General features: G+C 73.8%; 21 protein-coding genes. 12 read left to right on the top strand and 9 right to left on the bottom strand.

Annotated elements, in window-relative coordinates; genetic code table 11:
* Nucleotides 1–5 precede the first annotated feature (5 nt).
* Complete coding sequence (gene tdh, locus ACZ6Y7_RS24360; RefSeq protein ID WP_465760048.1) at nucleotides 6–1034, bottom strand: L-threonine 3-dehydrogenase; 1029 nt, start codon at nucleotides 1032–1034, stop codon at nucleotides 6–8.
* Nucleotides 1035–1533: 499 nt separating this feature from the next.
* Here tdh and ACZ6Y7_RS24365 point away from each other — a divergent pair, with 499 nt between their 5' ends.
* Nucleotides 1534–2952, top strand: a complete 1419-nt coding sequence (locus ACZ6Y7_RS24365) for a serine hydrolase domain-containing protein (protein ID WP_465760049.1) — start codon at nucleotides 1534–1536, stop codon at nucleotides 2950–2952.
* Nucleotides 2953–3013: 61 nt separating this feature from the next.
* Here the strand turns inward: ACZ6Y7_RS24365 and ACZ6Y7_RS24370 are convergent, their stop codons facing one another.
* Complete coding sequence (locus ACZ6Y7_RS24370; RefSeq protein ID WP_465760050.1) at nucleotides 3014–4075, bottom strand: ATP-dependent DNA ligase; 1062 nt, start codon at nucleotides 4073–4075, stop codon at nucleotides 3014–3016.
* 91 nt (nucleotides 4076–4166) lie between these two features.
* Between ACZ6Y7_RS24370 and ligD the strand changes: the two genes are divergently transcribed.
* Both ligD and ACZ6Y7_RS24380 read left to right on the top strand, forming a co-directional pair.
* Entirely contained in the window at nucleotides 4167–5186 is a 1020-nt protein-coding gene (ligD, locus tag ACZ6Y7_RS24375) for a non-homologous end-joining DNA ligase (protein ID WP_465760051.1), read from the top strand.
* Between the two features lie 32 nt (nucleotides 5187–5218).
* Entirely contained in the window at nucleotides 5219–5869 is a 651-nt protein-coding gene (locus tag ACZ6Y7_RS24380; protein ID WP_465760052.1) for a GNAT family N-acetyltransferase, read from the top strand.
* Nucleotides 5870–5900: 31 nt separating this feature from the next.
* Here the strand turns inward: ACZ6Y7_RS24380 and ACZ6Y7_RS24385 are convergent, their stop codons facing one another.
* Both ACZ6Y7_RS24385 and ACZ6Y7_RS24390 read right to left on the bottom strand, forming a co-directional pair.
* Entirely contained in the window at nucleotides 5901–6434 is a 534-nt protein-coding gene (locus ACZ6Y7_RS24385; RefSeq protein ID WP_465760053.1) for an RICIN domain-containing protein, read from the bottom strand.
* A gap of 119 nt (nucleotides 6435–6553) precedes the next feature.
* On the bottom strand, nucleotides 6554–7792 hold the full coding sequence (locus tag ACZ6Y7_RS24390; RefSeq protein WP_465760054.1) for an 8-amino-7-oxononanoate synthase: 1239 nt from the start codon (nucleotides 7790–7792) through the stop codon (nucleotides 6554–6556).
* 171 nt (nucleotides 7793–7963) lie between these two features.
* On the opposite strand from ACZ6Y7_RS24390, the gene ACZ6Y7_RS24395 reads away from it, so the two are divergent.
* Nucleotides 7964–10456, top strand: coding sequence for a DEAD/DEAH box helicase (locus tag ACZ6Y7_RS24395; RefSeq protein WP_465760113.1), 2493 nt, complete (start codon nucleotides 7964–7966; stop codon nucleotides 10454–10456).
* Nucleotides 10457–10657: 201 nt separating this feature from the next.
* Here the strand turns inward: ACZ6Y7_RS24395 and ACZ6Y7_RS24400 are convergent, their stop codons facing one another.
* Complete coding sequence (locus tag ACZ6Y7_RS24400) at nucleotides 10658–11614, bottom strand: hypothetical protein (protein ID WP_465760055.1); 957 nt, start codon at nucleotides 11612–11614, stop codon at nucleotides 10658–10660.
* A 236-nt stretch (nucleotides 11615–11850) separates the two neighbouring features.
* Between ACZ6Y7_RS24400 and bioB the strand changes: the two genes are divergently transcribed.
* The 7 genes from bioB (at nucleotide 11851) to ACZ6Y7_RS24435 (ending at nucleotide 19709) form a co-directional block, all read left to right on the top strand.
* Nucleotides 11851–13116 (top strand): biotin synthase BioB, encoded by a 1266-nt coding sequence (gene bioB / locus ACZ6Y7_RS24405; protein WP_465760056.1) that lies wholly within the window; start codon nucleotides 11851–11853, stop codon nucleotides 13114–13116.
* A 30-nt stretch (nucleotides 13117–13146) separates the two neighbouring features.
* Complete coding sequence (locus ACZ6Y7_RS24410) at nucleotides 13147–14451, top strand: adenosylmethionine--8-amino-7-oxononanoate transaminase (RefSeq protein WP_465760057.1); 1305 nt, start codon at nucleotides 13147–13149, stop codon at nucleotides 14449–14451.
* On the top strand, nucleotides 14448–15206 hold the full coding sequence (bioD, locus tag ACZ6Y7_RS24415; protein WP_465760058.1) for a dethiobiotin synthase: 759 nt from the start codon (nucleotides 14448–14450) through the stop codon (nucleotides 15204–15206). The genes ACZ6Y7_RS24410 and bioD overlap by 4 nt, the downstream gene beginning before the upstream one ends.
* 54 nt (nucleotides 15207–15260) lie before the next feature.
* Entirely contained in the window at nucleotides 15261–15707 is a 447-nt protein-coding gene (locus tag ACZ6Y7_RS24420; RefSeq protein WP_465760059.1) for a hypothetical protein, read from the top strand.
* A 354-nt stretch (nucleotides 15708–16061) separates the two neighbouring features.
* Complete coding sequence (locus tag ACZ6Y7_RS24425) at nucleotides 16062–16340, top strand: Scr1 family TA system antitoxin-like transcriptional regulator (RefSeq protein WP_465760114.1); 279 nt, start codon at nucleotides 16062–16064, stop codon at nucleotides 16338–16340.
* Nucleotides 16341–16519: 179 nt separating this feature from the next.
* Nucleotides 16520–16732, top strand: a complete 213-nt coding sequence (locus ACZ6Y7_RS24430; protein WP_465760060.1) for a DUF397 domain-containing protein — start codon at nucleotides 16520–16522, stop codon at nucleotides 16730–16732.
* A 52-nt stretch (nucleotides 16733–16784) separates the two neighbouring features.
* Complete coding sequence (locus ACZ6Y7_RS24435; RefSeq protein WP_465760115.1) at nucleotides 16785–19709, top strand: AfsR/SARP family transcriptional regulator; 2925 nt, start codon at nucleotides 16785–16787, stop codon at nucleotides 19707–19709.
* On the opposite strand, the gene ACZ6Y7_RS24440 is transcribed toward ACZ6Y7_RS24435, so the two are convergent.
* Entirely contained in the window at nucleotides 19690–19911 is a 222-nt protein-coding gene (locus tag ACZ6Y7_RS24440; protein ID WP_465760061.1) for a hypothetical protein, read from the bottom strand. The two genes, ACZ6Y7_RS24435 and ACZ6Y7_RS24440, sit on opposite strands and share 20 nt — an antisense overlap.
* A gap of 160 nt (nucleotides 19912–20071) precedes the next feature.
* Between ACZ6Y7_RS24440 and ACZ6Y7_RS24445 the strand changes: the two genes are divergently transcribed.
* Nucleotides 20072–20485: a VOC family protein gene (locus ACZ6Y7_RS24445; RefSeq protein WP_465760062.1), complete on the top strand. Its 414-nt coding sequence runs from the start codon at nucleotides 20072–20074 to the stop codon at nucleotides 20483–20485.
* 398 nt (nucleotides 20486–20883) lie between these two features.
* Here the strand turns inward: ACZ6Y7_RS24445 and ACZ6Y7_RS24450 are convergent, their stop codons facing one another.
* From ACZ6Y7_RS24450 to ACZ6Y7_RS24460, 3 genes are all read right to left on the bottom strand, one after another.
* Entirely contained in the window at nucleotides 20884–21282 is a 399-nt protein-coding gene (locus ACZ6Y7_RS24450) for a hypothetical protein (RefSeq protein WP_465760063.1), read from the bottom strand.
* Nucleotides 21283–21682: 400 nt separating this feature from the next.
* Nucleotides 21683–22039 carry a DUF6086 family protein gene (locus ACZ6Y7_RS24455; RefSeq protein ID WP_465760064.1) on the bottom strand — a complete coding sequence of 119 codons (357 nt, stop codon included), beginning with the start codon at nucleotides 22037–22039 and terminating at the stop codon, nucleotides 21683–21685.
* A 30-nt stretch (nucleotides 22040–22069) separates the two neighbouring features.
* A complete protein-coding gene (locus ACZ6Y7_RS24460; RefSeq protein ID WP_465760065.1) occupies nucleotides 22070–23068 on the bottom strand; it encodes a MarR family transcriptional regulator in 999 nt (332 codons plus the stop codon).
* Between the last annotated feature and the right edge of the window lie 196 nt (nucleotides 23069–23264).

Below are 23264 nucleotides of genomic sequence, written 5' to 3' on the forward strand. Positions count from 1 at the left end.
GTGGCTCAGGCGGTCCAGTCGAGGATGATCTTGCCGCAGTTGCCGCTCGCGGCGTCGTCGAAGGCGGCCCCGAAGTCATCGGCGGCGTAGCGGCCGGTGATCACCGGGCTGAGGTCCAGGCCGCCCTCCAGCAGCACGGACATCGCGTACCAGGTCTCGAACATCTCGCGGCCGTAGATGCCCTTGATGGTGATCATCGAGGTGACGATCCGCGCCCAGTCGACGGCGAAGTCGTCGGCCGGCAGGCCGAGCATGGCGATCTTCCCGCCGTGCGTCATGTTGGCGATCATCGACTGCATCGCCTCGGGGCGGCCGGACATCTCCAGGCCGACGTCGAAGCCCTCGCGCAGGCCCAGCTTCTGCTGGCCCTCCTCGATGGTGTGCTCGGCGACGTTCAGCGCCAGCGTCACGCCGACCTCGCGGGCCAGGTCCAGCCGGTACGGGGAGACGTCGGTGATCATGACGTTCCGGGCGCCGGCGTGCTTGGCGACGGCGGCGGCCATGATGCCGATCGGGCCGGCGCCGGTGACCAGCACGTCCTCGCCGACCAGCGGGAAGGACAGCGCGGTGTGCACGGCGTTGCCGAAGGGGTCGAAGATCGCGGCCACGTCCAGGTCGACCGGCACCCGGTGCACCCAGACGTTGGAGGCGGGCAGCGCCACGTACTCGGCGAAGGCGCCGTCGCGGTTGACGCCCAGGCCGACGGTGTTGCGGCACAGGTGGCGGCGGCCGGCCAGGCAGTTGCGGCACTTGCCGCAGACCAGGTGGCCCTCGCCGCTGACCAGGTCGCCGACCGCGATGTCGGTGACGCCGGCACCGAGTTCGGCGACCTCGCCGACGAACTCGTGGCCGATCGTCATCGGGGTCCTGATGGTCTGCTGCGCCCAGTTGTCCCACGTCCGGATGTGCAGGTCGGTGCCGCAGATGCCGGTCCGCAGCACCTTGATCAGCACCTCGCCCGGGCCGATCTCGGGCTTCGGGACGTCGATCATCCAGAGGCCGGGCTCGGCCTTCTGCTTGACGAGTGCCTTCACGGGCGACGGCTCCTGACGTGCGGGGGGACGGCCTTCGGGGGTCGGGCAGGCCGCGGCGGCCCGGTTCGGCCGCTCCTGACGGGCGCGCTCCGGGCAGGCAGCAATCTGCCTGGTGAGAGGGGGTGCGGTCCATCGAGGAATTCTTAAGGGCGGCCACAGCTGGGCTGAACGATCGTGCCCGAGCCGTGCCCGAGCCGCACCCGACGGCGGGTGCGGCGTGCCGGGGCCCACTCGTTCGGCGGAGCGCGCGGAGCCGACCCTCACACCAACCGGCCCCCGGGCGGCGGCACTTGGCAGCCCTCGCGGGCCCCGCCACGGGCACCGCCGGCCGGGAGCGGCCACTCGGGTGGGGCCGCCTCCCGTTCGGGCCAGCACGGCTGCGGCCGACGGGCGGGTGCCGGACGCGGGTGCTTACGGTGACGACGCTCCCCCCGCGGCCCCATGGAGCAGGCGCTCCGGGGCCCTTCGCCGCTTCGCCGCAGAGAGGCGTCCCACCTCCATGACCGACATCCGACGGCCCCGCCCGGCCGCCCCCCGCTCCGCCCGGCCGGCCGCAGCCGCCGCCCTCGCGCTGGCCGGCCTGCTGGCCACCACCGCCTGCTCCGGCGATTCGACCACCCGGCAGGCCGCCGACCCGGCGGTCACCGCCGAACCGGCCGCGCTCAGCCCGTCCGCGAGCACCGGCGGCTCGGGGAGCGCCTCCTCGAACGCGGTGGTGCCGCTGACCCCCGCCGTCACCGCCCAGTTGGACTCCACGATCCAGCGGGTGCTGAGCCAGAACGGCGTCCCCGGCATCTCGGTCGGGATCATCACCCCGAGCGGCACCTACCAGAAGTCCTTCGGCGTCGCCGACAAGACCACCCAGGCGCCGATGGACCCGGGGATGTACTCCCGCATCGGCAGCGAGAGCAAGACCTTCACCGCGACCGCCGTTCTCCGCCTGGTGGACCAGGGCAAGGTGGGGCTGGACGACCCGATCTCCAAGTACGTGGACGGCGTCCCGGGCGGCGACGGGATCACCGTCCGCCAGCTCGGCGAGATGCGCAGCGGCCTCTTCCCGTACAGCTCCGACCCGGACTTCGTGAACACGCTGATCAACGACCCGAACCACGTGTTCACCCCGGACCAGCTGCTCGCGTACGGCTACAAGCACCCCGCCGTGTTCCCGCCCGGCACCAAGTACCAGTACAGCAACAGCAACTACATCCTGCTGGGCAAGGTGATCGAGAACGTCGGGGGGCAGCCGGCCGGCGACTTCCTGAAGGACCAGGTGTTCACACCCGCCTCCCTGGCCAAGACCAGCTTCCCCACCGACGCGGCCCTCCCCGACCCGCACCCCCACGGCTACACCAACCAGACGCCCACCGGGGCGGTCGAGGACGCCACCAGCTGGAACCCGTCCTGGGCGTGGACCGCCGGAGCCGTCATCACCACCCTCGCCGACCTGGAGAGCTGGGCGAAGACCGTGGCGACCGGCGCCATCCTCAGCCCGGCCACCCAGACCCAGCGGATGAAGCTCCTGCCGACCCCCGACCCGGGCGTCACCTACGGCTTCGGGGTGTTCGACAACAACGGCTGGATCGGCCACAACGGCTCGATGCCGGGCTACGAGAGCGTGGCGGTGTACATGCCGGACGCCCAGGCCACCCTGGTGATGCTGCTCAACACCGACGTGATCTCCCAGGGTCAGGAGCCGTCCACGCTGTTCGCCAACGAGATCACCAAGATCATCTCGCCGAAGAACGTCTACGCCCTCCCGGGGGAGAGCAGCACCGCCTCGCCCTCGGCGTCCGGCTCCCCCTCGACCGGTTCCCCCTCGGCCGGCGCCTCCTCGACCGGCTCCCCGTCGTCCGGCGCCTCCTCCAGCGGCTCGCCCTCGCTGCCGGCGAGCAGCAACCCCAGCACCGTGCGGACGTGATCGCGCGGCCGCCGCAGCCAGGCCCGACCCGGTCGCACCGGGTCGGGCCTCGCGCTTCCCGTCAGATCCCCAGCACCGCGCCGAGGTCGTACGAGACCGGCTCCTCCAACTGCTCGTACGTGCAGCTCTCCGGGGTGCGGTCCGGCCGCCAGCGGCGGAACTGCGCGGTGTGCCGGAAGCGGGTGCCCTCCATGTGGTCGTAGGCGACCTCGACCACCCGCTCGGGGCGCAGCGCGATCCAGGAGAGGTCCTTGCCGCCGGTCCAGCGGCTGACCGCGCCGGGCAGCCGGCCCTCGGCGTGCGCGGCCTCGTCCGCCCAGTCGCCCCAGGGGTGCCGGGAGAGGTCCGCCATCCGCAACGGGGCCAGCTCCTCGGCGAGTTCGCGGCGCCGGGCCATCGAGAAGGCGGCGCAGACACCGACGTGCTGCAGCTTCCCGGCGGGGTCGAAGATGCCGAGCAGCAGCGAGCCGACGACCGGGCCGCTCTTGTGCTCGCGGTATCCCGCCACCACGCAGTCGGCGGTGCGCTCGTGCTTGATCTTGTACATGGTCCGCTCCCCCGGTCGGTACGGCTGGTCCAGCGGCTTGGCGACCACGCCGTCCAGCCCGGCGCCCTCGTACTCGGCGAACCAGCTCTGGGCGAGGTCCCGGTCGGTGGAGGCGGGCGCGGTGAACACCGGGTCGGCGGCGCCGGCGAGCGCCGCCTCCAGGGCGGGGCGGCGCACCGACAGCGGCTCGTCCAACAGGGAGTCGCCACCGAGGGCGAGCAGGTCGAAGGCGACGAAGGAGGCCGGGGTCCGCTCGGCGAGCAGCTTCACCCGGCTGGCGGCCGGGTGGATGCGCTCCAGCAGCTCCTCGAAGCGCAGCCGCCCGTCGCGGGCGATCACCACCTCGCCGTCCAGTACGCAGCGCGGCGGCAGCTCGCGCCGCAGCGCCTCGACCAGCTCGGGGAAGTACCTGGTCAGCGGTTTTCCGGTACGGCTGCCGAGCTCGACCTCGTCGCCGTCGCGGAACACGATGGTGCGGAAGCCGTCCCACTTGGCCTCGTACTGCATCCCGGGCGGGATCTCGGCCACCGACCTGGCGAGCATCGGCGCCACCGGCGGCATCACAGGCAGGTCCATGCGTCCGATCCTCGCCCCGGTGGGCCCGGGGCGCGCGCCGGGCGTACGGCTCGGGGCGCGCGCCGGGCGTACGGCGCTTAGCGTGAGAGCCATGGGCTCCGCCGTGGAACTGGAAGTCGCCGGGCGCACCGTCCGGCTGTCGAACCCGGACAAGGTGTACTACCCCGAGCGCGGCTTCACCAAGCTGGACGTCGCGCAGTACTACCTGGCCGTCGCCGACGGGGTGCTGCGCGGTCTGCGCGACCGCCCGACCACCCTGCAGCGCTTCCCGGACGGCGTGGAGGGCGAGTTCTTCTACCAGAAGCGCGCCCCCAAGGGCCTGCCGGACTGGCTGCCCACCGCCCGGATCAACTTCCCCAGCGGCCGCTCCGCCGACGAGATCTGCCCCACCGAGCCCGCCGCCGTCCTGTGGGCCGCCAACCTGGGCTGCCTCACCTTCCACCCCTGGCCGGTGCGGCGCCCCGACACCGACCACGTCGACGAACTGCGCATCGACCTCGACCCGCAGCCCGGCACCGACTTCCGCGACGCCGTCCGCGCCGCCCACGAACTGCGCGCCGTGCTGGAGGAGTACGGGCTGCGCGGCTGGCCCAAGTCCTCCGGCGGGCGCGGCCTGCACGTCTACGTGCCGCTGGCGCCCGAGTGGACCTTCACCGACGGGCGGCACGCGGTGATCGCCCTCGGCCGGGTCCTGGAGCAGCGGATGGCGGGCAAGGTCACCACCGCCTGGTGGAAGGAGGAGCGCGGCGAGCGGATCTTCGTCGACTACAACCAGATGGCCCGCGACCGCACCATCGCCTCCGCCTACTCGCTGCGCGCCCGCCCCCGCGCCACCGCCTCCACCCCGCTGCGCTGGGAGGAACTCGACGACGCCTCCCCCGAGGACTTCGACCTGCGCACCGTGCCGGCCCGCTTCGCCGAACTCGGCGACCTCAACGCCGAGATGGACGGCCAGGCGTTCCGCCTGGAGAGCGTGCTGGAGCTGTACGAGAAGCAGCTGCACGACGAGGGCCTCGGCGAACTCCCCTACCCGCCCGATCACCCCAAGGCCGCGGGCGAACCCACCCGCGTCCAGCCGAGCAGGGCCCGCAGGAAGGCGGACCCGGCGTAGGCTGGCGCCTCCGACGGCGGTGGGGGGCGTGGATGGGCGTGCGGGGACTGGCGGAGATCCTGGCGGACGCGGCGGGCGGGGTCTTCCCGCCGCCGGACGGCTCGGTCACGGTGGTGGCGCAGCCCTCGCCACGCGAGGCGGGGGTGGTGGCCTTCGCCGCGCACGCCGTCGTCTTCACCGACCAGGACCCGGCCTGGGTGCGCGCCACGCTCGCGGCCGCTCCGGGCGACCGGCTGTCCGCCCCGCTCTGCCCGCCCTTCCTCACCGCCCTCGCCGAACGCACCGGGCGGATCGTCAACAACGTCGACCTGCTGACCGTCGCCGACCGCCTCCCGGGCGAGCCGCCGCTGCCGCTCACCGAGGTCCGGGACCGCGACCACCCCCGGGTGGTGCGGGCCCTGCGCTACCGCGAGGACGTCCGGGTGTTCACCGCCGACGGCGGGGTGCTCGTCCTCGGCCGCGGCGTGGCCGGCCGCTGGGAGTGCGCCGTCGAGGTCGACCCGCACGCCCGGGGCCGCGGCCTCGGCCGCGCCCTCGCAACCGCCGCCCGCCACCTGCTCCCCGAGGGCGCCACCCTCTGGGCCCAGCAGGCCCCCGGCAACGCCCCCAGCGTCCGCGCCTTCCAAGCCGCCGGCTACCGCCCGGTCGGCGCCGAGGCCCTCCTGGTGCCGGGGCGGCCGTAGGGTAGGGCACGGTGGCGCAGCGGGCCGCCGCTCAGCGCTCGATGGTCTGCCACCGCTGGTTGTCCCCGCCGTGGAAGTCCCACAGTTCGGCGGCGGCGCCGTTCTCGGTGCTCCAGCCGCCGATCTCCAGTGCCTTGGGATAGGTGGTGGTGACCTTCCACCCCTCGGTCGGGCTCTTGCGCTCCCACTGCCAGCGCTGGTTCGCCCCGCCGTGGCAGTCCCACTGCCGCACCGGAGCGCCGTTGTCCGTGCGCCAGTCCGCCACCTCCAGGCACTTACCGCTGTGCACGTTCACGAACGTGCCCGGGAGGCCGGAGACGAAGTTCCACACCTGGTTCGCCCCGCCGTGGCAGTCCCACTGCCGCACCGGAGCGCCGTTCTCGGTGCTCCAGTCCGCTACCTCCAGGCACTTGCCGCTGTGCGCGTTCCGCAACATCGCCACCTGCGGCGGAATGCCGTTGGGGAAGCCGGGCGGGAAGGTGTCGGCGCTTGCGGCCGGGGCGGCGGCCGCCACCAGTAGCGCGGCACCGAGTGCCGGGACGAGCGTGCGGCGCACGGGGTTCATCGGAGCTGTCTCCCATCGGCGGGTGCGGATGCCTCGGTCCGAGTCAGGACGCGGCCGAGTCCGCGGCGCGTCATCCGCGTACCGACGACCTCCGGTCTCCCCCCGAACGAGACCGCACCCTACCTCCGGGCGCCCGTGCGATCCACCGGATTCGCGCCCGCCGGGGCGCACTCCGCGATGATCCGCACCGCCTCCGCGATCTGGCCGTCGGTCAGGTCGCCGCGGGCGGTGAGGCGCAGGCGGGAGATGCCGTCGGGGACGGACGGGGGGCGGAAGCAGCCGACGGCGAGGCCCGCGCGGCGGCAGTCGGCGGCCCAGGCGACGGCGGCCTCGGGCCCCGGGGCGCGGACGGAGACCACGGCGGCGTCCGGCTCGCAGGCGTGCAGGCCGGCGGCGGTGAGCCGGGCGGCGAGGGTGCGGGCGACCTCGCGGGCGCGCTCGGCGCGGGCGGGTTCGGCGCGCAGCAGCCGCAGGGCGGCGAGGGCGGCGCCGGCGGCGGCGGGGGCGAGGCCGGTGTCGAAGATGAAGGTGCGGGCGGTCTCGGTGAGGTGGCGGATCACCCGGCGGGGGCCGAGGACGGCGCCGCCCTGGGAGCCGAGCGACTTGGAGAGCGTCACGGTGGCCACGGTGTCGGGCTGTCCGGCGAGCCCGGCGGCGGCGAGGGCGCCGGTGCCGCCGGGGCCGAGCACACCCAGCCCGTGCGCGTCGTCCACCAGCAGGGCGGCGCCGTTCGCGCGGGCGGCGGCGGAGAGTCCGGCGAGCGGGGCGGCGTCGCCGTCCACCGAGAACACCGAGTCGGTGACGACCAGCGCCCGCCGCTGGGTGCGCGCGCCGAGCACCTCGGCGACGGCCGCCGGGGCGCTGTGCGGGGCACGGTGGACGTCGGCGCGCGAGAGCCGGCAGCCGTCGATCAGCGAGGCGTGGTTGTAGGCGTCGGAGACGATCAGGGTGTCCGGGTCGGTGAGCGCGGTGAGCGCGGCCAGGTTGGCGGTGTACCCGGAGGAGAACACCAGCGCGGCCTCGACACCGCAGAACTCGGCCAGCTCCTCCTCCAGTTCGGTGTGCAGCGCCGTCGTCCCGGTGACCAGCCGCGATCCCGTCGACCCGCCGCCCCAGCGCAGCGCGGCCTCCGCCGCCGCCCGCGTCACCGCCGGGTGCCTGGTCAGCCCCAGGTAGTCGTTCCCGGCGAGGTCCAGCACCGCGTCCTCGGCGGGCCGGCTGCGCAGCGTCCGGGTCAGCCCGGCGTCGGCCCGCAGCGCGGCGGCCTCGTCGAGCCAGTCGAAGACGGTCTCGGGGGCGAGGACGCTCTCGGGGGCGAGGACGGAGGGACGCGGTCCGTACGCGAGGGGCTGGCTCATGCCCGGCACTCTGGCACGGCCCGCGCAGGCCGGGCAACGTGCCGCTCGGCACATGATCGGCACGCCTCGTCGGCCGGTCACCGCAGCGCGGCGCCCTCCGGGGCCCGGCGGCGGGCTTTGCCCGGGGTGGCGGCGAGCAGGCAAGATAGCCGGGTGACCCTCCTTGATCTGATGCCGAAGCCCGCCACGCCCGACGCGCTGTACGAGACGTTCGCAGCCTGGGCGGAGGAGCGTGGGATCACGCTGTACCCGGCGCAGGAGGAGGCGCTGATCGAGCTGGTCTCGGGGAACAACGTGATCCTGGCGACGCCGACGGGCTCGGGCAAGAGCCTGGTGGCGGCCGGGGCGCACTTCGCGGCGCTGGCGGAGGGGCAGCGGACCTTCTACACCGCGCCGATCAAGGCGCTGGTGTCGGAGAAGTTCTTCGACCTGGTGAAGATGTTCGGCACCGAGCAGGTCGGCATGATGACCGGCGACGCGAGCGTGAACCCGACGGCGCCGATCATCTGCTGCACCGCCGAGGTGCTCGCCCAGATCGCGCTGCGGGACGGCGCGCGGGCGGACATCGGCCAGGTGGTCATGGACGAGTTCCACTTCTACGCCGAGCCGGACCGCGGCTGGGCCTGGCAGATCCCGCTGCTGGAGCTGCCGCAGGCGCAGTTCCTGCTGATGTCGGCGACGCTGGGCGACGTCCGGCGCTTCGAGGAGGACCTGACCCGCCGCACGGGCCGTCCGACCACGGTGGTGCGCAACGCGACCCGCCCGGTGCCGCTGTTCTACGAGTACCGCCGCACCACACTGCACGACACCCTGGAGGAGCTGCTGCAGACCGGCCAGGCGCCGGTCTACGTCGTGCACTTCACGCAGAAGGAGGCGGTGGAGCGGGCCCAGTCGCTGATGAGCATCAACATGTGCTCGAAGGCGGAGAAGGAGGCCATCGCCGACCTGATCGGCAACTTCCGCTTCACCACCAAGTTCGGCCGCAACCTGTCCCGTTACGTCCGCCACGGCATCGGCGTGCACCACGCGGGCATGCTGCCGAAGTACCGCCGGCTGGTCGAACGCCTCGCCCAGGCGGGCCTGTTGAAGGTGATCTGCGGGACGGACACGCTCGGTGTCGGCGTCAACGTGCCGATCCGCACGGTGCTGTTCACCGCCCTGTCCAAGTACGACGGGCAGCGCGTACGGATCCTGCGCGCCCGCGAGTTCCACCAGATCGCGGGCCGGGCCGGCCGGGCCGGCTTCGACACCGTCGGCCAGGTGGTGGCGCAGGCGCCGGAGCACGTGATCGAGAACGACAAGGCGATCGCCAAGGCCGGGGACGACCCGAAGAAGAAGCGCAAGGTGGTGCGCAAGAAGGCGCCCGAGGGCTTCGTCGGCTGGACCGAGGAGACCTTCGAGAAGCTGATCGCCGCCGATCCGGAGCCGCTGGTCTCCCGGTTCAAGGTGAGCCACGCGATGCTGCTGTCGGTGATCGGCCGGCCGGGCAACGCCTTCGAGGCGATGCGCAAGCTGCTCACCGACAACCACGAGGACAAGGCCGCGCAGCGCCGGCACATCCGCACCGCCATCGCCATCTACCGCTCGCTGCTGGAGGGCGGCGTGGTGGAGCGGCTGCCGGAGCCGGACGCCGAGGGCCGGATCGTGCGGCTCACCCTGGACCTGCAGGAGAACTTCGCGCTCAACCAGCCGCTGTCCACCTTCGCGCTGGCCTCCTTCGAGCTGCTCGACCCGACCTCGCCCTCGTACGCGATGGACGTGGTCTCCGTGGTCGAGGCGACCCTCGACGACCCGCGCCAGATCCTCGCCGCGCAGCAGAACAAGGCGCGCGGCGAGGCCGTCGGCGAGATGAAGCGGGACGGCGTCGAGTACGAGGAGCGGATGGAGCGGCTCCAGGAGATCACCTACCCGAAGCCGCTGGAGGAGCTGCTCAGCCACGCCTACGACGTGTACCGCCGGGCGCACCCGTGGATCGGCGACCACCAGCTGCAGCCGAAGTCGGTGGTCCGCGACCTGTACGAGCGGGCGATGACCTTCTCCGACTACGTCGGCTTCTACGAGCTGGCCCGCACCGAGGGCATCGTGCTGCGCTACCTGGCCGGCGCGTTCAAGGCGCTGGAGCAGACCGTCCCCGAGGACGTGAAGACCGACGACCTCAAGGACGTCATCGCCTGGCTCGGCGAGCTGGTCCGCCAGGTCGACTCCAGCCTGCTGGACGAGTGGGAGCAGCTGGCCAACCCGACCGAGCCGCAGGCCGAGGAGGTGCGGCTGGACGACAAGCCGGCGCCGGTCACGGCCAACGCGCGGGCCTTCCGGGTGCTGGTCCGCAACGAGATGTTCCGCCGGGTCGAGCTGTGCGCGCTGGAGCACTACGACGAACTCGCGGAGCTGGACGGCGAGTACGGCTGGGACGCGGACCGCTGGGCGGACGCGATGGACGGGTACTGGGACGAGTACGACGACCTCGGCACCGGCCCGGACGCCCGCGGCCCGAAGATGCTGATCATCGAGGAGGAGGACTCCGCCTGGAAGGTCCGGCAGATCTTCGACGACCCGGAGGGCGACCACGACTGGGGCATCAGCGCCGAGGTGGACCTGTACGGCTCGGACGAGGAGGGCCGGGCGGTGCTGCGGGTGACGGCGGTGGACCGGCTCGGCGGCTGACCTGACGGGGCGTCAAGGATGCGGAGGGGGCCCGGCGTTGCCGGGCCCCCTCGGGCCGTTCCGGGCGAGGCGGTGGGCGGCGGTCACCGGGCGGCAGGCGGCGGGCGGCGGTCACCGGGCGGCAGGCGGCGGGCGGCGGTCACCGGGCGGCAGGCGGCGGGCGGCGGTCGGTCCTCGGCCCGGGCCGAGGACCGACCGGGGTCACATCCAGACGAACGGCGACCCGACCGCGTACGAGATCGCGCGGGTGGCCTCGTCCAGGGTCTGCTCGGTGCTGGGCGCCGTCCCGCTGGGAGCGGGGGTCGGCGCGGTGGGCGCACCGGTGGCGCTCGGGGTGGTGGTGCCCGCCGGACGGCCGTCGCCGGGGCGCGAGCTGGTGACGGTGACGTAGTGCCCGACCGTCTCGACCCGGGGGTCGCCGCCGGGTTTGGCGCCGGCGGGCTGGGCGGGGGCGGTGGAGGCGTCGGCGAGGATGAAGGCGACCGAGCCGGGCTTGGCCCGCAGGGCGTCGGCGGCCTTGGCGGCGGCGGTCTGGTCGGCGAAGCGCAGCAGGGTGACACTGCTCAGCACGGGGCGGTCCTGGCCGCTGAAGCTGACGGTCAGGTAGGCCTGGCAGCCGCTGTCCTTCAGCGGGTCCTGGGCGCGGTCCTGGAGCACCTCGGCGCAGTTCTCGCCCTGCCGGACGCTGTTGCGCCGCGCCTTGAAGGTGCCGACCTCGACCAGCCGCTGGGCGGGGAAGTAGTCGTCGACGTTGAGGCCCTCGGTGTCGATGCGCGGCGGCGGGGAGCCGACCACCCGCGGCGTCTTGGCGGCGTCTTCGCTGGACGGGCCGAGCCCGGGTATGTAGTCGCCGGGCATCGGGCGGGTGATGATCCATCCGCCGACCGCGACCACGCCGACCACGACGACCCAGCCCGCGGCCCGACGGCCGCTCAGCCGGCGGACCGGCCGACGCCCGGCGCCGACGCCGCTGCCGGTGCCGGCGCCGGCACCCGGCGCAGCGGATCCCGCCGCGCCACTTCCCGTCACACCGGCGCCCGCCGTACCGGCACCCCCGGCGCAGGTGCCCCCCGCGTCGGCGCCCCCGCCGGTCCGCTGTCCTGCCCGGCCTTCCTGGCCCTCTCCCGGAGTCGGGGTGCGCTCCCCCTGCGTGGTCATGGCGCAGATTCTAAGCACCCCGGGGGTGGCCTGGATCACGGGGGCGGGTCTGGTGGATCATCGTTCCCGGGCGGCCGCCACTACCCGCCGGTAACCTCCGGCCCGGCGCCACGTCAAGCGCGTGACCTGGGGCGGAGCCGTGACCTTCGACACTGTGGCAATCGGCACATCCTCGCACCGATCTTCTGGCGGGTTTGCTCTGGCGCCGCTCGACGGCCAGCAGGCAGGATCACCCCATGGATCTGCTCGATACCCTCACCGCCAAGGGCCTGCGCGGCGACGTCCCGACCCGCGAGGAGGCCCTGGCCGTCCTCGCCACCACCGACGACGAGCTGCTCGACGTGGTCGCCGCGGCCGGCAAGGTGCGCCGCCGCTGGTTCGGCCGCCGGGTCAAGCTCAACTACCTGGTGAACCTCAAGAGCGGGCTCTGCCCGGAGGACTGCTCGTACTGCTCGCAGCGGCTCGGGTCGAAGGCCGAGATCCTCAAGTACACCTGGCTCAAGCCGGACCAGGCCGCCGACGCCGCCCGCGCCGGGGTGGCCGGCGGCGCCAAGCGGGTCTGCCTGGTGGCCAGCGGTCGCGGCCCGACGGACCGCGACATCGACCGGGTCACCGACACCATGGCCGCCATCAAGGAGGCCGACCCCGAGGTCGAGATCTGCGTCTGCCTCGGCCTGCTCTCCGACAACCAGGCGGAGCGCCTCAAGGCGGCCGGTGCCGACGCCTACAACCACAACCTCAACACCTCCGAGAGCACCTACGGGACCATCACCAAGACCCACACCTACGCCGACCGGGTCGACACCGTGCAGAAGGCGCACGGTGCGGGCCTGTCCGCCTGCTCCGGCCTGATCGCCGGCATGGGCGAGAGCGACGAGGACCTGGTCGACGTGGTGTTCGCGCTGCGCGAGCTCGGCTCGGACTCCGTCCCGGTCAACTTCCTGATCCCCTTCGAGGGCACCCCGCTCGCCAAGGAGTGGAACCTCACCCCGCAGCGCTGCCTTCGCATCCTGGCGATGGTCCGCTTCGTCCACCCGGACACCGAGGTGCGGATCGCCGGCGGGCGCGAGGTGCACCTGCGCACCCTGCAGCCACTCGGCCTGCACATCGCCAACTCCATCTTCCTGGGCGACTACCTGACCAGCGAGGGCCAGGCCGGGCAGGCCGACCTCGACATGATCAAGGACGCCGGCTTCGAGGTCGAGGGCACCGGCGAGGCCACCCTCCCGCGCCACCGCGCCGACATCGCCGCGGCCGCCCAGGCCGGCAGCTGCGGCACCGCGGCCTCGGCCTGCGGCAGCGGCGGCGGCTGCGGCCCGTGCGGCGGGCACGCCCACACCGCGCCGGCCGAGCAGGCCGCACCGGTCGGGGCGGTCGCACCGGTCGAGGCGGCCCCGGACACCACCGAGACCGAGCCCGCCGAGGGCAACGCCGAGTTCCGCAGCGACCTCGTCAAGGTCCGCCGCCGCGGCGCCGGCACCGAACTCGCGCCCAACGCCTGACCGTTCCACCGCTCTGGAGAGTCACCCACCATGCCCCAGCTGTCCGCGGACACGCTGCTCAGCCTCGACCGCGCCCACGTCTGGCACCCGTACGGGCCGATGCCCGGGACGGTCACCCCGTACGTGGTCGAGTCCGCCTCCGGCGTACGGCTGCGCCTGGCCGAACCGGTCGCGGGCGGGCAGCGCGAGCTGGTCGACGGCATGTCGTCCTGGTGGGCGGCGATCCACGGCTACCGGCACCCGGTGCTGGACGAGGCCGTGCGCGAGCAGCTGGGGCGGATGAGCCACGTGATGTTCGGCGGGCTCACCCACGAGCCCGCCGTCCGGCTGGCGTCCCGGCTGGTGGAGATCACTCCGGAGCCGCTGCAGCACGTCTTCCTCGCCGACTCGGGCTCGGTCTCGGTCGAGGTCGCGATGAAGATGTGCCTGCAGTACTGGCAGTCGATCGGGCGGCCCGGCAAGCGCCGGCTGCTGACCTGGCGCGGCGGCTACCACGGTGACACCTTCCACCCGATGTCGGTCTGCGACCCGGACGGCGGGATGCACCACCTGTGGGGCGGAGTGCTGCCCGGGCAGCTCTTCGCACCGCAGCCGCCGGCCGGGTTCGACGCCCCGCTCGACCCCGCGTACGCCGCACGGTTCGAGGAGTTGATGGCCCGTCACGCCGACGAGCTGGCCGCCGTCATCGTCGAACCGGTGGTCCAGGGCGCGGGCGGCATGCGGTTCCACTCCCCCGCGTACCTGCGGATGCTGCGCGAACTCTGCGACCGGTACGGGGTGTTGCTGGTCTTCGACGAGATCGCCACCGGATTCGGCCGCAGCGGCGCCCTGTTCGCCGCCGACCACGCCGGCGTCTCGCCCGACGTGATGTGCCTCGGCAAGGCCCTCACCGGCGGCTACCTGACGCTGGCCGCCGCCCTGTGCACCGGCGAGGTCGCCGACGGCATCAGCCGCGGCGAGATGCCGGTGCTCGCACACGGCCCGACCTTCATGGGCAACCCGCTGGCCTGCGCGGCCGCCAACGCCTCGCTGGACCTGCTGCTCGGGCAGGACTGGGCGACGGAGGTCAAGCGCATCGAGACCGGCCTTCGGGACGGCCTCGCGGCGGCGGCCGGGCTGCCGGGCGTGCACGACGTCCGCGTCCAGGGCGCCATCGGCGTCGTGCAGTTGGACCACCCGGTGGACGTCCCGGCGGCCACCGAGGCGGCCGCCCGGCAGGGCGTGTGGCTGCGGCCCTTCCGGGACCTGATCTACACCATGCCCCCCTACGTGACGGAGGACCAGGACGTGGCACGCATCGCCGCCGCCGTGACCGCCGCGGCGGTGGCGGGATGACCGCGCGCATCCTCTTCGTCACGGGTACCAACACCGACGTCGGCAAGACCGTGGCCACCGCCGCCGTCGCCTCGGCGGCACTGCGGGCCGGGCGGAAGGTCGCGGTGCTCAAGCCCGGCCAGACCGGCGTGACGGCCGACGAGCCCGGCGACGCCGCCGAAGTCGTCCGCCTGGCGGGCGAACTGACGTACCGTGAACTCGTCCGCTACCCCGAGCCGCTGGCACCCGACACCGCCGCCCGGCGCTCCGGACTGCCCCGCCTCTCCCCCGCCGACGTGGTGGCCGAGGTCGCCGAGCTCGCCGCCGGCCACGACCTGGTGCTGGTCGAGGGCGCGGGCGGCCTGCTGGTCCGCTACGACGACGAGGGCCGCACGCTCGCCGACCAGGCCCGGGCCGTGCTGGACGCCGGGCTGCCGGTCGGGATCCTGCTCGTCGCCTCCGCCGGGCTCGGCACGCTCAACATCGTCGCCCTCACGGCGGAGGCGCTGGCCGCCCGCGAACTGCCCCTCACCGGCGTCCTGGTCGGCTCCTGGCCCGCCGACCCCGGCCTCGCCGAGCGTTGCAACCTCGCCGACCTGCCGCGCTGCGCCGGCGCCCCGCTGCTCGGCGCCCTGCCCGAACGCGCGGGCACGGCGGAGGACTTCGCGTCTCTCGCACTCGCCTCACTGGCCCCTGAGCTGGGCGGAACCTGGGACGCGGAGCACTTCGCGCACGCCCATCGGCCCGAACCGGGCCCGCTTCGCTCGAAGGGGTGATCTCCGCCCCCGAACCGTGGGAGTCTCCGCCATTGGCTGAATACCGTTCCTCCCATGACAGACGGGCTCACCGTGGACGAGGCCCTGCGGGCCTTGGCCGCCCTGGAGGCGGCGTGGAAGGACGACGACGAGGCGCTGTCCGCCCTGGCGGCGGGCGGCGCCGGTGAACAGCCGCTGCCGGCGCTGGTCGCCGCGTACGGCGAACACGCGATGGACACGCTGATGGCCCTGGCCTTCGGCCTGCGTTCCAGCATGAGCGACGAGGAGCTCGCGGAGATCTCCGACGCGGTCAGCTCCAACATCGGCGCCCGGATGAGCGCCCTGCTCACCCAGACCCTGAAGGCCTGGGGCACCCTCGCCGCCCCGGACGACCTCGCCGTCACCAAGATCATCGCCCACACCGTGATCGACGCCATGCGCGCCGTCACCGAGGACCCCGGCAAGACCGAAGTCCTGCCCCTGCTCGCCACCTTCCGCAGCTACGCCCTCAACGGCACCTGAGGGCGCCGGTCTCCCGCGCGGGGTTCCGGACCTTCCCGGAGCCCCGCGCCGCTGCGTGTCCGAGACGCCGCGAAGCCGCGTTTCCGCGCTAAGAACGCACCCGCATCCACCCGGCGGCGAGGGCGAATCCGCCCGTCGAGACGGCGAGGAGGACGAGGGCGAAGACGAGGCCGCGCGCCGGGCCGGGGACGCCCTCGGGGATCAGGAGGACAGCGAATCCCGCGACAGAGAGGGAGCCGACGCCGATGACTCCGGCGGCGACGACGGCCGCACACCTCTGCGGAGGACGACGACCAGCTGCTCGATGACGTCCGGCCGGGCGGCCCCGAGGTCGATCAGTACGCCTCCGCCCTCATCAACGCTGCGGTTCAGAGAGGTGAGGTCCCGCAAGACAAGGCCATCGAACGCCTGAATGTCCGCATGGCGCGGCAGGCATCGCTGTACCGCGAACCGTCTCCCTCCATCCAGGTCGTCATCGAGGAGAGTTGTCTGCGGCCGGTCGGCGGCCCCTTCGTCATGGCAGAACAGCTTCGCCGACTTGAGAGCGTGGCTCGTCTTCCTCATGTCACCCTGCAGATCGCTCCGTCCACCTGGGCGCAGACCTTCCAGCGACCATGCCGTTCACGCTGCTGACCGACACGAACGGAAAGTGGATGGCCTACCTCGAAACCATCCAGCGGGGTTACGTCGAGCGCGAGGATGAGAGCAAGATCCGTTCCCTCATGAGGACATACGATTGGCTCCAGGCCCAGGCCCTCTCGTGTGCGGACTCACTGACGCTCGTCCGCACCCGTCTCAAGGAGTTGCACGCCATGTTCCCCATCACGACGGCCAAACCCGCCTCCTGGCTGAAGTCCTCCTACAGCAGCGGCGGCGGTAACTGCATCGAGGTCGCCCCCGGCCTCCCCGGTGTCCTCCCCGTCCGCGACAGCAAGGACCTCCACGGCCCTCAGCTCGCCTTCGGCGCCGAGGCCTGGCAGTCGTTCATCGCCGGGGTCAAGGCGGGCGAGTTCGGTGCAGTCTGACTTACCGCCGACCCCGGGTCCCCTGCGCTTCGCGATACTCGGCGCGCTGCGGGTGCAGCGCGCCGATCGTGCGATCCCCCTCGGGGCTCCCCGGCAGCGGGCCGTGTTGGCCGCGCTCCTCCTCCGTCCCAACGCCGTCGTCACGACCGACGAACTGATCGACGGCCTCTGGGGCGACCAGCCGCCCGGCTCCCCCCTCGTCACCCTCCGCTCCTACCTCTCCCAGCTCCGCAAGCTCCTGGAACCGGTCCGCGAGACCCCCACCGTCCTGCTCTCCCACGCGGGCGGCTACCGCCTCGCCGTCGAGCCCGACCACATCGACCTCTGGCGCGCCAAGCACCTGCACGAACTCGCCGCCCGCCACTCCCCCGACCAGCCCGCCCGTGCCCGCGAACTCCTCGCCGAGGCACTCTCCTTCTGGCGCGCCGAACCACTCGCCGACCTCCCCGGCCCCCTCATGCAGCGCGAGCGCGAGCGCCTCCGCGAACTGCGCCTCACGCTCCTGGAGGAGCGTCTCGCCCTCGACGTCGCACTCGGCGACCCCGCTCCGGAGTTGACGGCCCTGGCCGCCGAACACCCCTTCCGCGAACGCCTGCAGGCCCTCCTCATCCGCGCCCTGCACCGCCAGGGCCGTACCCCCGAGGCCCGCGCCGTCTACGACGCCCTGCACCACCGCCTCGTGGAGCACCTCGGCATCGAACCCGGCCCCGACCTCACCGCCCTGCGCCGCGAACTGGACCCGGACCAACTCCCCTCCTCCCCGGCCCACTTCACCGGCCGCGCGCACCACGTCGGCCGGATCACCCGGGCCCTGACCACGCCGCCCCGCTCCGGACTGCGGCTGGTGACCGTCACCGGCATGGCCGGCGTCGGCAAGACCTCCCTCGCCGTGCGCGCCGCCCACACCGTGCGCCCGGACTTCCCGGACGGCCGCCTGTACGCGGACCTGCGGGGCGCCGACCTGGTCCCGGCCAGCCCGTCCGACATCCTGGCCGACTTCCTGACCACCCTGGGCATCCGGCCGTCCGCCGTCCCCAAGGACCTCCCGGGCCGCTCCGCCCTCCTCCGCACGGCGACCGCCGGCAAGCGGCTGCTGATCCTGCTCGACAACGCCCGCGACGACGCCCAGATCCAGCCGCTGCTGCCCGGCTCCCCCGAGTGCGCGGTCCTCGTCACCAGCCGTACCGTGCTCCCCGGCGTACCGGCGGTCCTGAACCTCCCCCTGGACGTGTTCAGCGAGCACGAAGCCCTCGACCTGCTGGATTCCGTCATCGGTACGGCACGCCGCCGTGCGCAGGCCGCCGAGGCCGAGCGGCTGGTCGAGGCCTGCGGACGGCTTCCGCTGGCCGTACGGATCGCCGCCGCCCGGCTCGCCGCCGCACCGGACCAGTCGATCGCCGACCTCCTGCGCCGCCTGGCCGACGACCGCGAGGGCATCGCCGCCCTCCGCACCCGCGACCTCGCCATCGAGCAGGTCTTCGACGTCAGTTACCGCCTGCTCCCGCCCTCCCTGGCGGCGGCGTTCCGGATGCTCGCCTGGGTGGAGCCGGACATCGGCCTGGAGTCGGCGGCCGCCGTCCTCGACCTGCCGGAGGACGAGGCCGAGTGGCTGGCCGAATCCCTGGTGGACCAGGCCCTGTTGGAGTCGCTCGGCGCCGGCCGCTACCGCTTCCACGACCTGGTGCGCGCGTTCGCCCGCCGGGTCTCCCTCCGGCTCGGCCCCGACGAGCGCAGCGCCGCACACCACCGGCTGCTGGCCCTCCTGCTCGGCCGCGCTCGTACGGCCTTCGCCCTCGCCGTCCCCGGCGACCCGGTGGCCGACGTCTTCGGCGAACCGACACCCTCCCCCACCGGCCGTCCCCCCTTCACCGACCTGGCCGACGCCCGCCGCTGGGCGCGCGTGGAGACACCGGGCGCGGTCGCGCTCGCGGCGGCCGTCGCGACGCACGGCCGCGCCGAACTGCGCTCCGCCATCGACCTCCTGATCGCGCTCAGCCCGCTCGGCCTCGGCGCGTTCGGCGGCCGGGCGGAGGAGGCGGCGCGCCTCCTCGTCGCCGCCGCCGTCGAACGCCGCGACCGCGCCGCCGAGGGCCGTTCCCGCTTCCTGCTCGGCACGATCCTGCTGGCCCGGGCCCGGCTCGGCGAGGCGGGAACCGAGGCCCGGCAGGCCGCCGACGCCTGCCAGGAAGTCGGCGACCGGGCCGTCCTGCGGCAGGCCCTCAACGACCTGGGCCTGATCGCCCAGGCGGAGGGCCGGCACGAGGAGGCGATCACCGCCTTCGACGAGGCGGCGCTGCTCGCCCGGCGGCTGGGCCACCGTTCGGGCGAGGTGGCGAGCACCGCGAACGCGGCGCTGTCCCGGATCCGCAGCGGACAGGCGGCCGTCGCGGCGGAGACCTGCCGCCTGCTCCTCACCGAACCCGCCGCCGGCACCGGCACCAGCACCCAGACCGACATCGCACCGACCGCCTGCACTGACACCGGCACCGAGACACGCACCGGCACCGCGCCGACCGCCGGCACCGGATCAACGGACCACGCCATGACCGCGTACGTGCACTACGTCCTCGGCCTCGCCCACCAGGTCCTGGGCCGGCTCGACGACGCCGCCGCGCAGATGCGGTGCTGCATCGACCGCGCACACCCCGCCCGCGACCTGGACCGCGAGTCGGCCGCCCGCAGCCGCCTCGCCGACATCCTGCGCCTGCTCGGCCGCCTCGACGAGGCCGCCGCAGAGGCGGAGCGCGCCCTCACCCTGGCGACGGAAGGTGGGCGACAGCGCGAACGCGCCCTCGCCCACCTGGTGTTGGCCAACGTCCTGACCACCCGTGGCGACCACCCGGCCGCCCGGGTTCACGAGGCCAGGGCGCACCTGCTGCTCGGCCGGCTGAGCGCGTCGGAGTCCGCCGACGCGAAGCCGCTGCTGACGGCGCTGGCCACCGCCGACCGGGCAGCCCTCACACCCCGCGCGGATTGACGATCACGAGGCCCGTCCCGTTCCACGCGACCTTGTTCGCCAGGCACCGCACGTCGGCCGATCCGCCGCAGGCCCCCGCCGGCGGCTCGGCCGACGAGCCGTGCCGTCCGGGCTCTCCCGCACCCACGGCCACGGCGCCCAGCACCGACACCAGCACCGCCGCACCGGCGACCACCGCGCGGACCACAACCTTCCGAACCACTGAGGACGCTCCTTACTCGTACGTGATCAAGCATCCGCACCCTCCCAGGCGCCGGTAGACAGCCGATCAACGCGCCCCCGGCCCGCTCGCCGGGCCGGGCCAGGCCGGCGCCCCGCCCCGACGCAGGCCGGCTCCTTCGACCGTGTGGCAAGATCGCAGAATGCTGCGACTCACCGACTTCATCATCGACTGCCCGGACACGATGGAGCTGGCCGCCTTCTACTCCGAGGTGACGGGCCGCCCGGTCAAGGCGGACAGCACCGAGCACTGGGCCGGCATCCGGTTCGGCGAGATCGAACTGGCCTTCATCCGGGTCGAGGACTACCGCGCCCCGCAGTGGCCCGACAGCGAGCACCCGAAGCAGTTCCACCTCGACTTCGAGGTCGACGACATCGAGGCCGAACAGAGTCGCGTCCTGGCCCTCGGCGCGTCCCTGCAGCGGGACTGCATCGGCCCCAACGGCTACGGCTTCCGCGTCTACACGGACCCGATCGGCCACCCCTTCTGCCTCTGCCGCAACAAGGGAGTCGTCTGGACCGACCAGGGCCCCGTCTGGCCCGGCCGCGACCAGTAGGCCGCACCGGGGCCCCAGACCTCAGGGGCCGCAGGCGCGAAGGGGCCAGGGACGTGCAGGGGCCGCGGACGCACCGTACCGACGCCCCGACCGCCGCCCGACCGCCGTGCCCCCGACCGCCGTGAGGGCCGCCGCCGAGCCGCTTGAGGACCTGCTCGACCCTCGGCATCGCCGACCGAACGCCGGCCGCCCCAGCGCCTCAGCCTCGCGAGGGCGGCGGCACGGCGGCCTCAACCGATGCGCCGGGGGCCGGTACGGGGCCGGTACGAGGCCGGGAACGGGACGTCGACGGCGCCGACTTCCCGTGCGGGCACCGGTGACGGCGTCAGGTCCATCGACCGCGCCCCCGCGCCGCCCGCGGCAGCGCGACGGCCCGCCCGCGGTCGGCCCGACGGGCGTCAGCGCGCCGCGGCGACCCGGAAGGCCCCCGAATTCCACTGGAGCCCGGCCGGGCCGCCGGTGGGCCACTCGTGGTCCAGCCGGCGACGGTCCCGGCCAAGGGCGCCGAGGTCGAGCGGCCGCAGGGTGCCGGCCACCAGGCCGGTGGCCTCGGTGGCGGTGAGCGGCATGACCGTCACGTACTGGGCGTCGTCGCCGCCCATCCAGTCGACGGACTCACTGAAGATCCAGACGAACTGCTGCGCGCAGTCCCGGCAGCGCCGGACGTCGACGGAGAAGTGCGCGCCGTCCACCACCTCGGCCTCCTGCTCGAAGGCCTCGCGCTGCCCCCGCCACACCGCGTGCGCGTCCCCGCCGTAACACTTCGCGCAGCCGAACTGCATCATCGGCCTTCTCATCGGTCGACTCCCTGTTCCGCGTCCACCCGTTCGACGACGTCCCGTCGCGGCCCATGATGCCCGGCCCGGCGGCGGAGGGCACTGTTCCGCCGATCACCGCCCGGCGTGCTCCCCGAGCCTGCGCGAACCTCCCCACGCCCCCGCCAAGCGCGGGTGACGGCCCGGAATCCACCCCGTGAACGGCCGCACCCACCGCCCGTACGCAGCCACGATGCACCGCCGCACCACGCTCCCGACGCCATGCCCGGGCGCCCCCGCACGCCCGCCCGCGCCCGCCCGCGCCGAGATCGACGCCCCCGCCCGGGCACGACCCCGACGGAGGAACAATTCACGCCCCGTTTCCACGCCGTTCGCTCCCGGAGGAAGGACTCCAGGGGCGCACCCGTTGACGACCGGGCCCTCACGGTGCGACGTTGCGCAGCATCTCCCGCACCCGCTCCCGCAGCTGCGGATCGGACACCTCCTCCTCCCACGGCGTGCCGGCACGCTCGGCGAGAGCCAGGGTGGTGGCGACGAACCCCTCGGAGAGCGCGCGCAGCACGCGGTGGCTCGTCCTCCCGTGCCAGGCGGCGAGGGCCTTGACGAAGGTGCCGAACGCCGCCGGGTCGATCTCGCTCTCGTCATGGACCATCGGCCCGATGCCCGAGGCCAGGCCCAGTTCGGCCTCGAAGTCGGCCACCTGGCGCAGGAACAGCCGGGAGACCCCGTTGGACGGGTTCCACAGCGTCCTGCCGGCCATCTCGAAGTACTGACTCATCCGGTCCCCCTCCAGGCGAAACGATCCGGCCTACGGCTGCGCCGGGGGCTGCGGGTTGTCGAGCAGGAGGTCGTGGCCGACCTCGGTGAGGGAGTGGCGGACCTGCTTGCCCTCCCGGCGGGTGGCTATCAGGCCGGCCGCGCGCAGGGCGGCGGCGTGGGCGGAGGCGGAGGGCGGGGTGACGCCGAGCCGCTGGGCGAGTTCGGTGGTGGAGCAGTCGCTGCCGGCGATGGCACGCAGGACGCGGGCCCGGGCGGGGCCGAGGACGGCGGCGAGGCCGTCGGCGGCCGTCGGCCGGGCCGGGGCCTCGGCGGCCGGGGTGGCGATCGGGTGCAGCAGCAGGCTCTGCCGGTCCGGTCCTGCCAGGAGGCTGATGCTCTGCTGGACGAAGTAGTTGGGCCGCAGCTCCAGGCCGCGGCCGCCCAGCTCGAAGGAGCCCTCCAGCTCGCCGAGGGTGCACTCCAGCACGCCCTCGTCGCGCCAGACCGCGTTCGGGTGGAGCGCGTCGAGCATCGCGCCGATGCCGGAGCGGCTGGCGGTGCGGGCCCGGACGGCGATGTCGGCCTCCAGCGCGCGACGGATGTCGGGCCAGTCCGGGGCGAGGCAGGACCGGAACAGCGCCCAGGCGCCGTCACTGACCTCCCGCAGGCCCCGGGAGCCGTCGTCGCGCAACCGGGCGAGCGCGGTGGGGAGTTCGGCCCCGCTGCCGAACATCGCGACGTCCTCCTCGACGACCCTCTGCGGGACGGCGAGGAGCGCGTCGAGCTCCTCGGTCAGCTGCCGGCGGACGCTGTCGAGGTCCGCCACCAGGAAGTCGGGGACCCCGATCGGGCTCGCGTTGACCACTTCGAGGAAGCGCACGGCCCGGTGGGGCACGTGCCGGCGGATGTCCCGCCACCATCGCTCGCTGCGCGACCCCGTGCCCTGGTGCACGCCCCTGCGAGCGGAGCCGGCCATCAGGTGGTCGAGCGGCGAGATGACGAACCGGGTCTTCGCGAGGTCCGCGACCCCGAACCTCAACGCGATCACAAAGCCTCCTCCGGATCCCCGCAACCACCCTGACCTGGTGCGTTTTTGACTATTAGGCCCTGAGGCTAATGCATGGCCGGTCGGCCGCCGCGCTTGGCATGCTCTCTCTGGCCGGCGCGACGAGGACCCGCTCCGGCCCCCACCACGAGGGGAGTGGGGGCCGGAGCACTCGTTCGGTATTCCGAACGCAGTGCCT

This window comes from Kitasatospora sp. NPDC053308 (assembly GCF_055585785.1).

What these genes read in the sequence shown, in the direction of transcription:
- ACZ6Y7_RS24365 (WP_465760049.1), top strand. Translation starts at nt 1,534, where the DNA reads ATGACCGACATCCGACGGCCCCGCCCGGCCGCCCCCCGCTCCGCCCGG.
- ACZ6Y7_RS24370 (WP_465760050.1), bottom strand. Translation starts at nt 4,075, where the DNA reads ATGGACCTGCCTGTGATGCCGCCGGTGGCGCCGATGCTCGCCAGGTCG.
- ligD (WP_465760051.1), top strand. Translation starts at nt 4,167, where the DNA reads ATGGGCTCCGCCGTGGAACTGGAAGTCGCCGGGCGCACCGTCCGGCTG.
- ACZ6Y7_RS24380 (WP_465760052.1), top strand. Translation starts at nt 5,219, where the DNA reads ATGGGCGTGCGGGGACTGGCGGAGATCCTGGCGGACGCGGCGGGCGGG.
- ACZ6Y7_RS24385 (WP_465760053.1), bottom strand. Translation starts at nt 6,434, where the DNA reads ATGAACCCCGTGCGCCGCACGCTCGTCCCGGCACTCGGTGCCGCGCTA.
- ACZ6Y7_RS24390 (WP_465760054.1), bottom strand. Translation starts at nt 7,792, where the DNA reads ATGAGCCAGCCCCTCGCGTACGGACCGCGTCCCTCCGTCCTCGCCCCC.
- ACZ6Y7_RS24395 (WP_465760113.1), top strand. Translation starts at nt 7,964, where the DNA reads ATGCCGAAGCCCGCCACGCCCGACGCGCTGTACGAGACGTTCGCAGCC.
- ACZ6Y7_RS24400 (WP_465760055.1), bottom strand. Translation starts at nt 11,614, where the DNA reads ATGACCACGCAGGGGGAGCGCACCCCGACTCCGGGAGAGGGCCAGGAA.
- bioB (WP_465760056.1), top strand. Translation starts at nt 11,851, where the DNA reads ATGGATCTGCTCGATACCCTCACCGCCAAGGGCCTGCGCGGCGACGTC.
- ACZ6Y7_RS24410 (WP_465760057.1), top strand. Translation starts at nt 13,147, where the DNA reads ATGCCCCAGCTGTCCGCGGACACGCTGCTCAGCCTCGACCGCGCCCAC.
- bioD (WP_465760058.1), top strand. Translation starts at nt 14,448, where the DNA reads ATGACCGCGCGCATCCTCTTCGTCACGGGTACCAACACCGACGTCGGC.
- ACZ6Y7_RS24420 (WP_465760059.1), top strand. Translation starts at nt 15,261, where the DNA reads ATGACAGACGGGCTCACCGTGGACGAGGCCCTGCGGGCCTTGGCCGCC.
- ACZ6Y7_RS24430 (WP_465760060.1), top strand. Translation starts at nt 16,520, where the DNA reads ATGTTCCCCATCACGACGGCCAAACCCGCCTCCTGGCTGAAGTCCTCC.
- ACZ6Y7_RS24445 (WP_465760062.1), top strand. Translation starts at nt 20,072, where the DNA reads ATGCTGCGACTCACCGACTTCATCATCGACTGCCCGGACACGATGGAG.
- ACZ6Y7_RS24450 (WP_465760063.1), bottom strand. Translation starts at nt 21,282, where the DNA reads ATGAGAAGGCCGATGATGCAGTTCGGCTGCGCGAAGTGTTACGGCGGG.
- ACZ6Y7_RS24455 (WP_465760064.1), bottom strand. Translation starts at nt 22,039, where the DNA reads ATGAGTCAGTACTTCGAGATGGCCGGCAGGACGCTGTGGAACCCGTCC.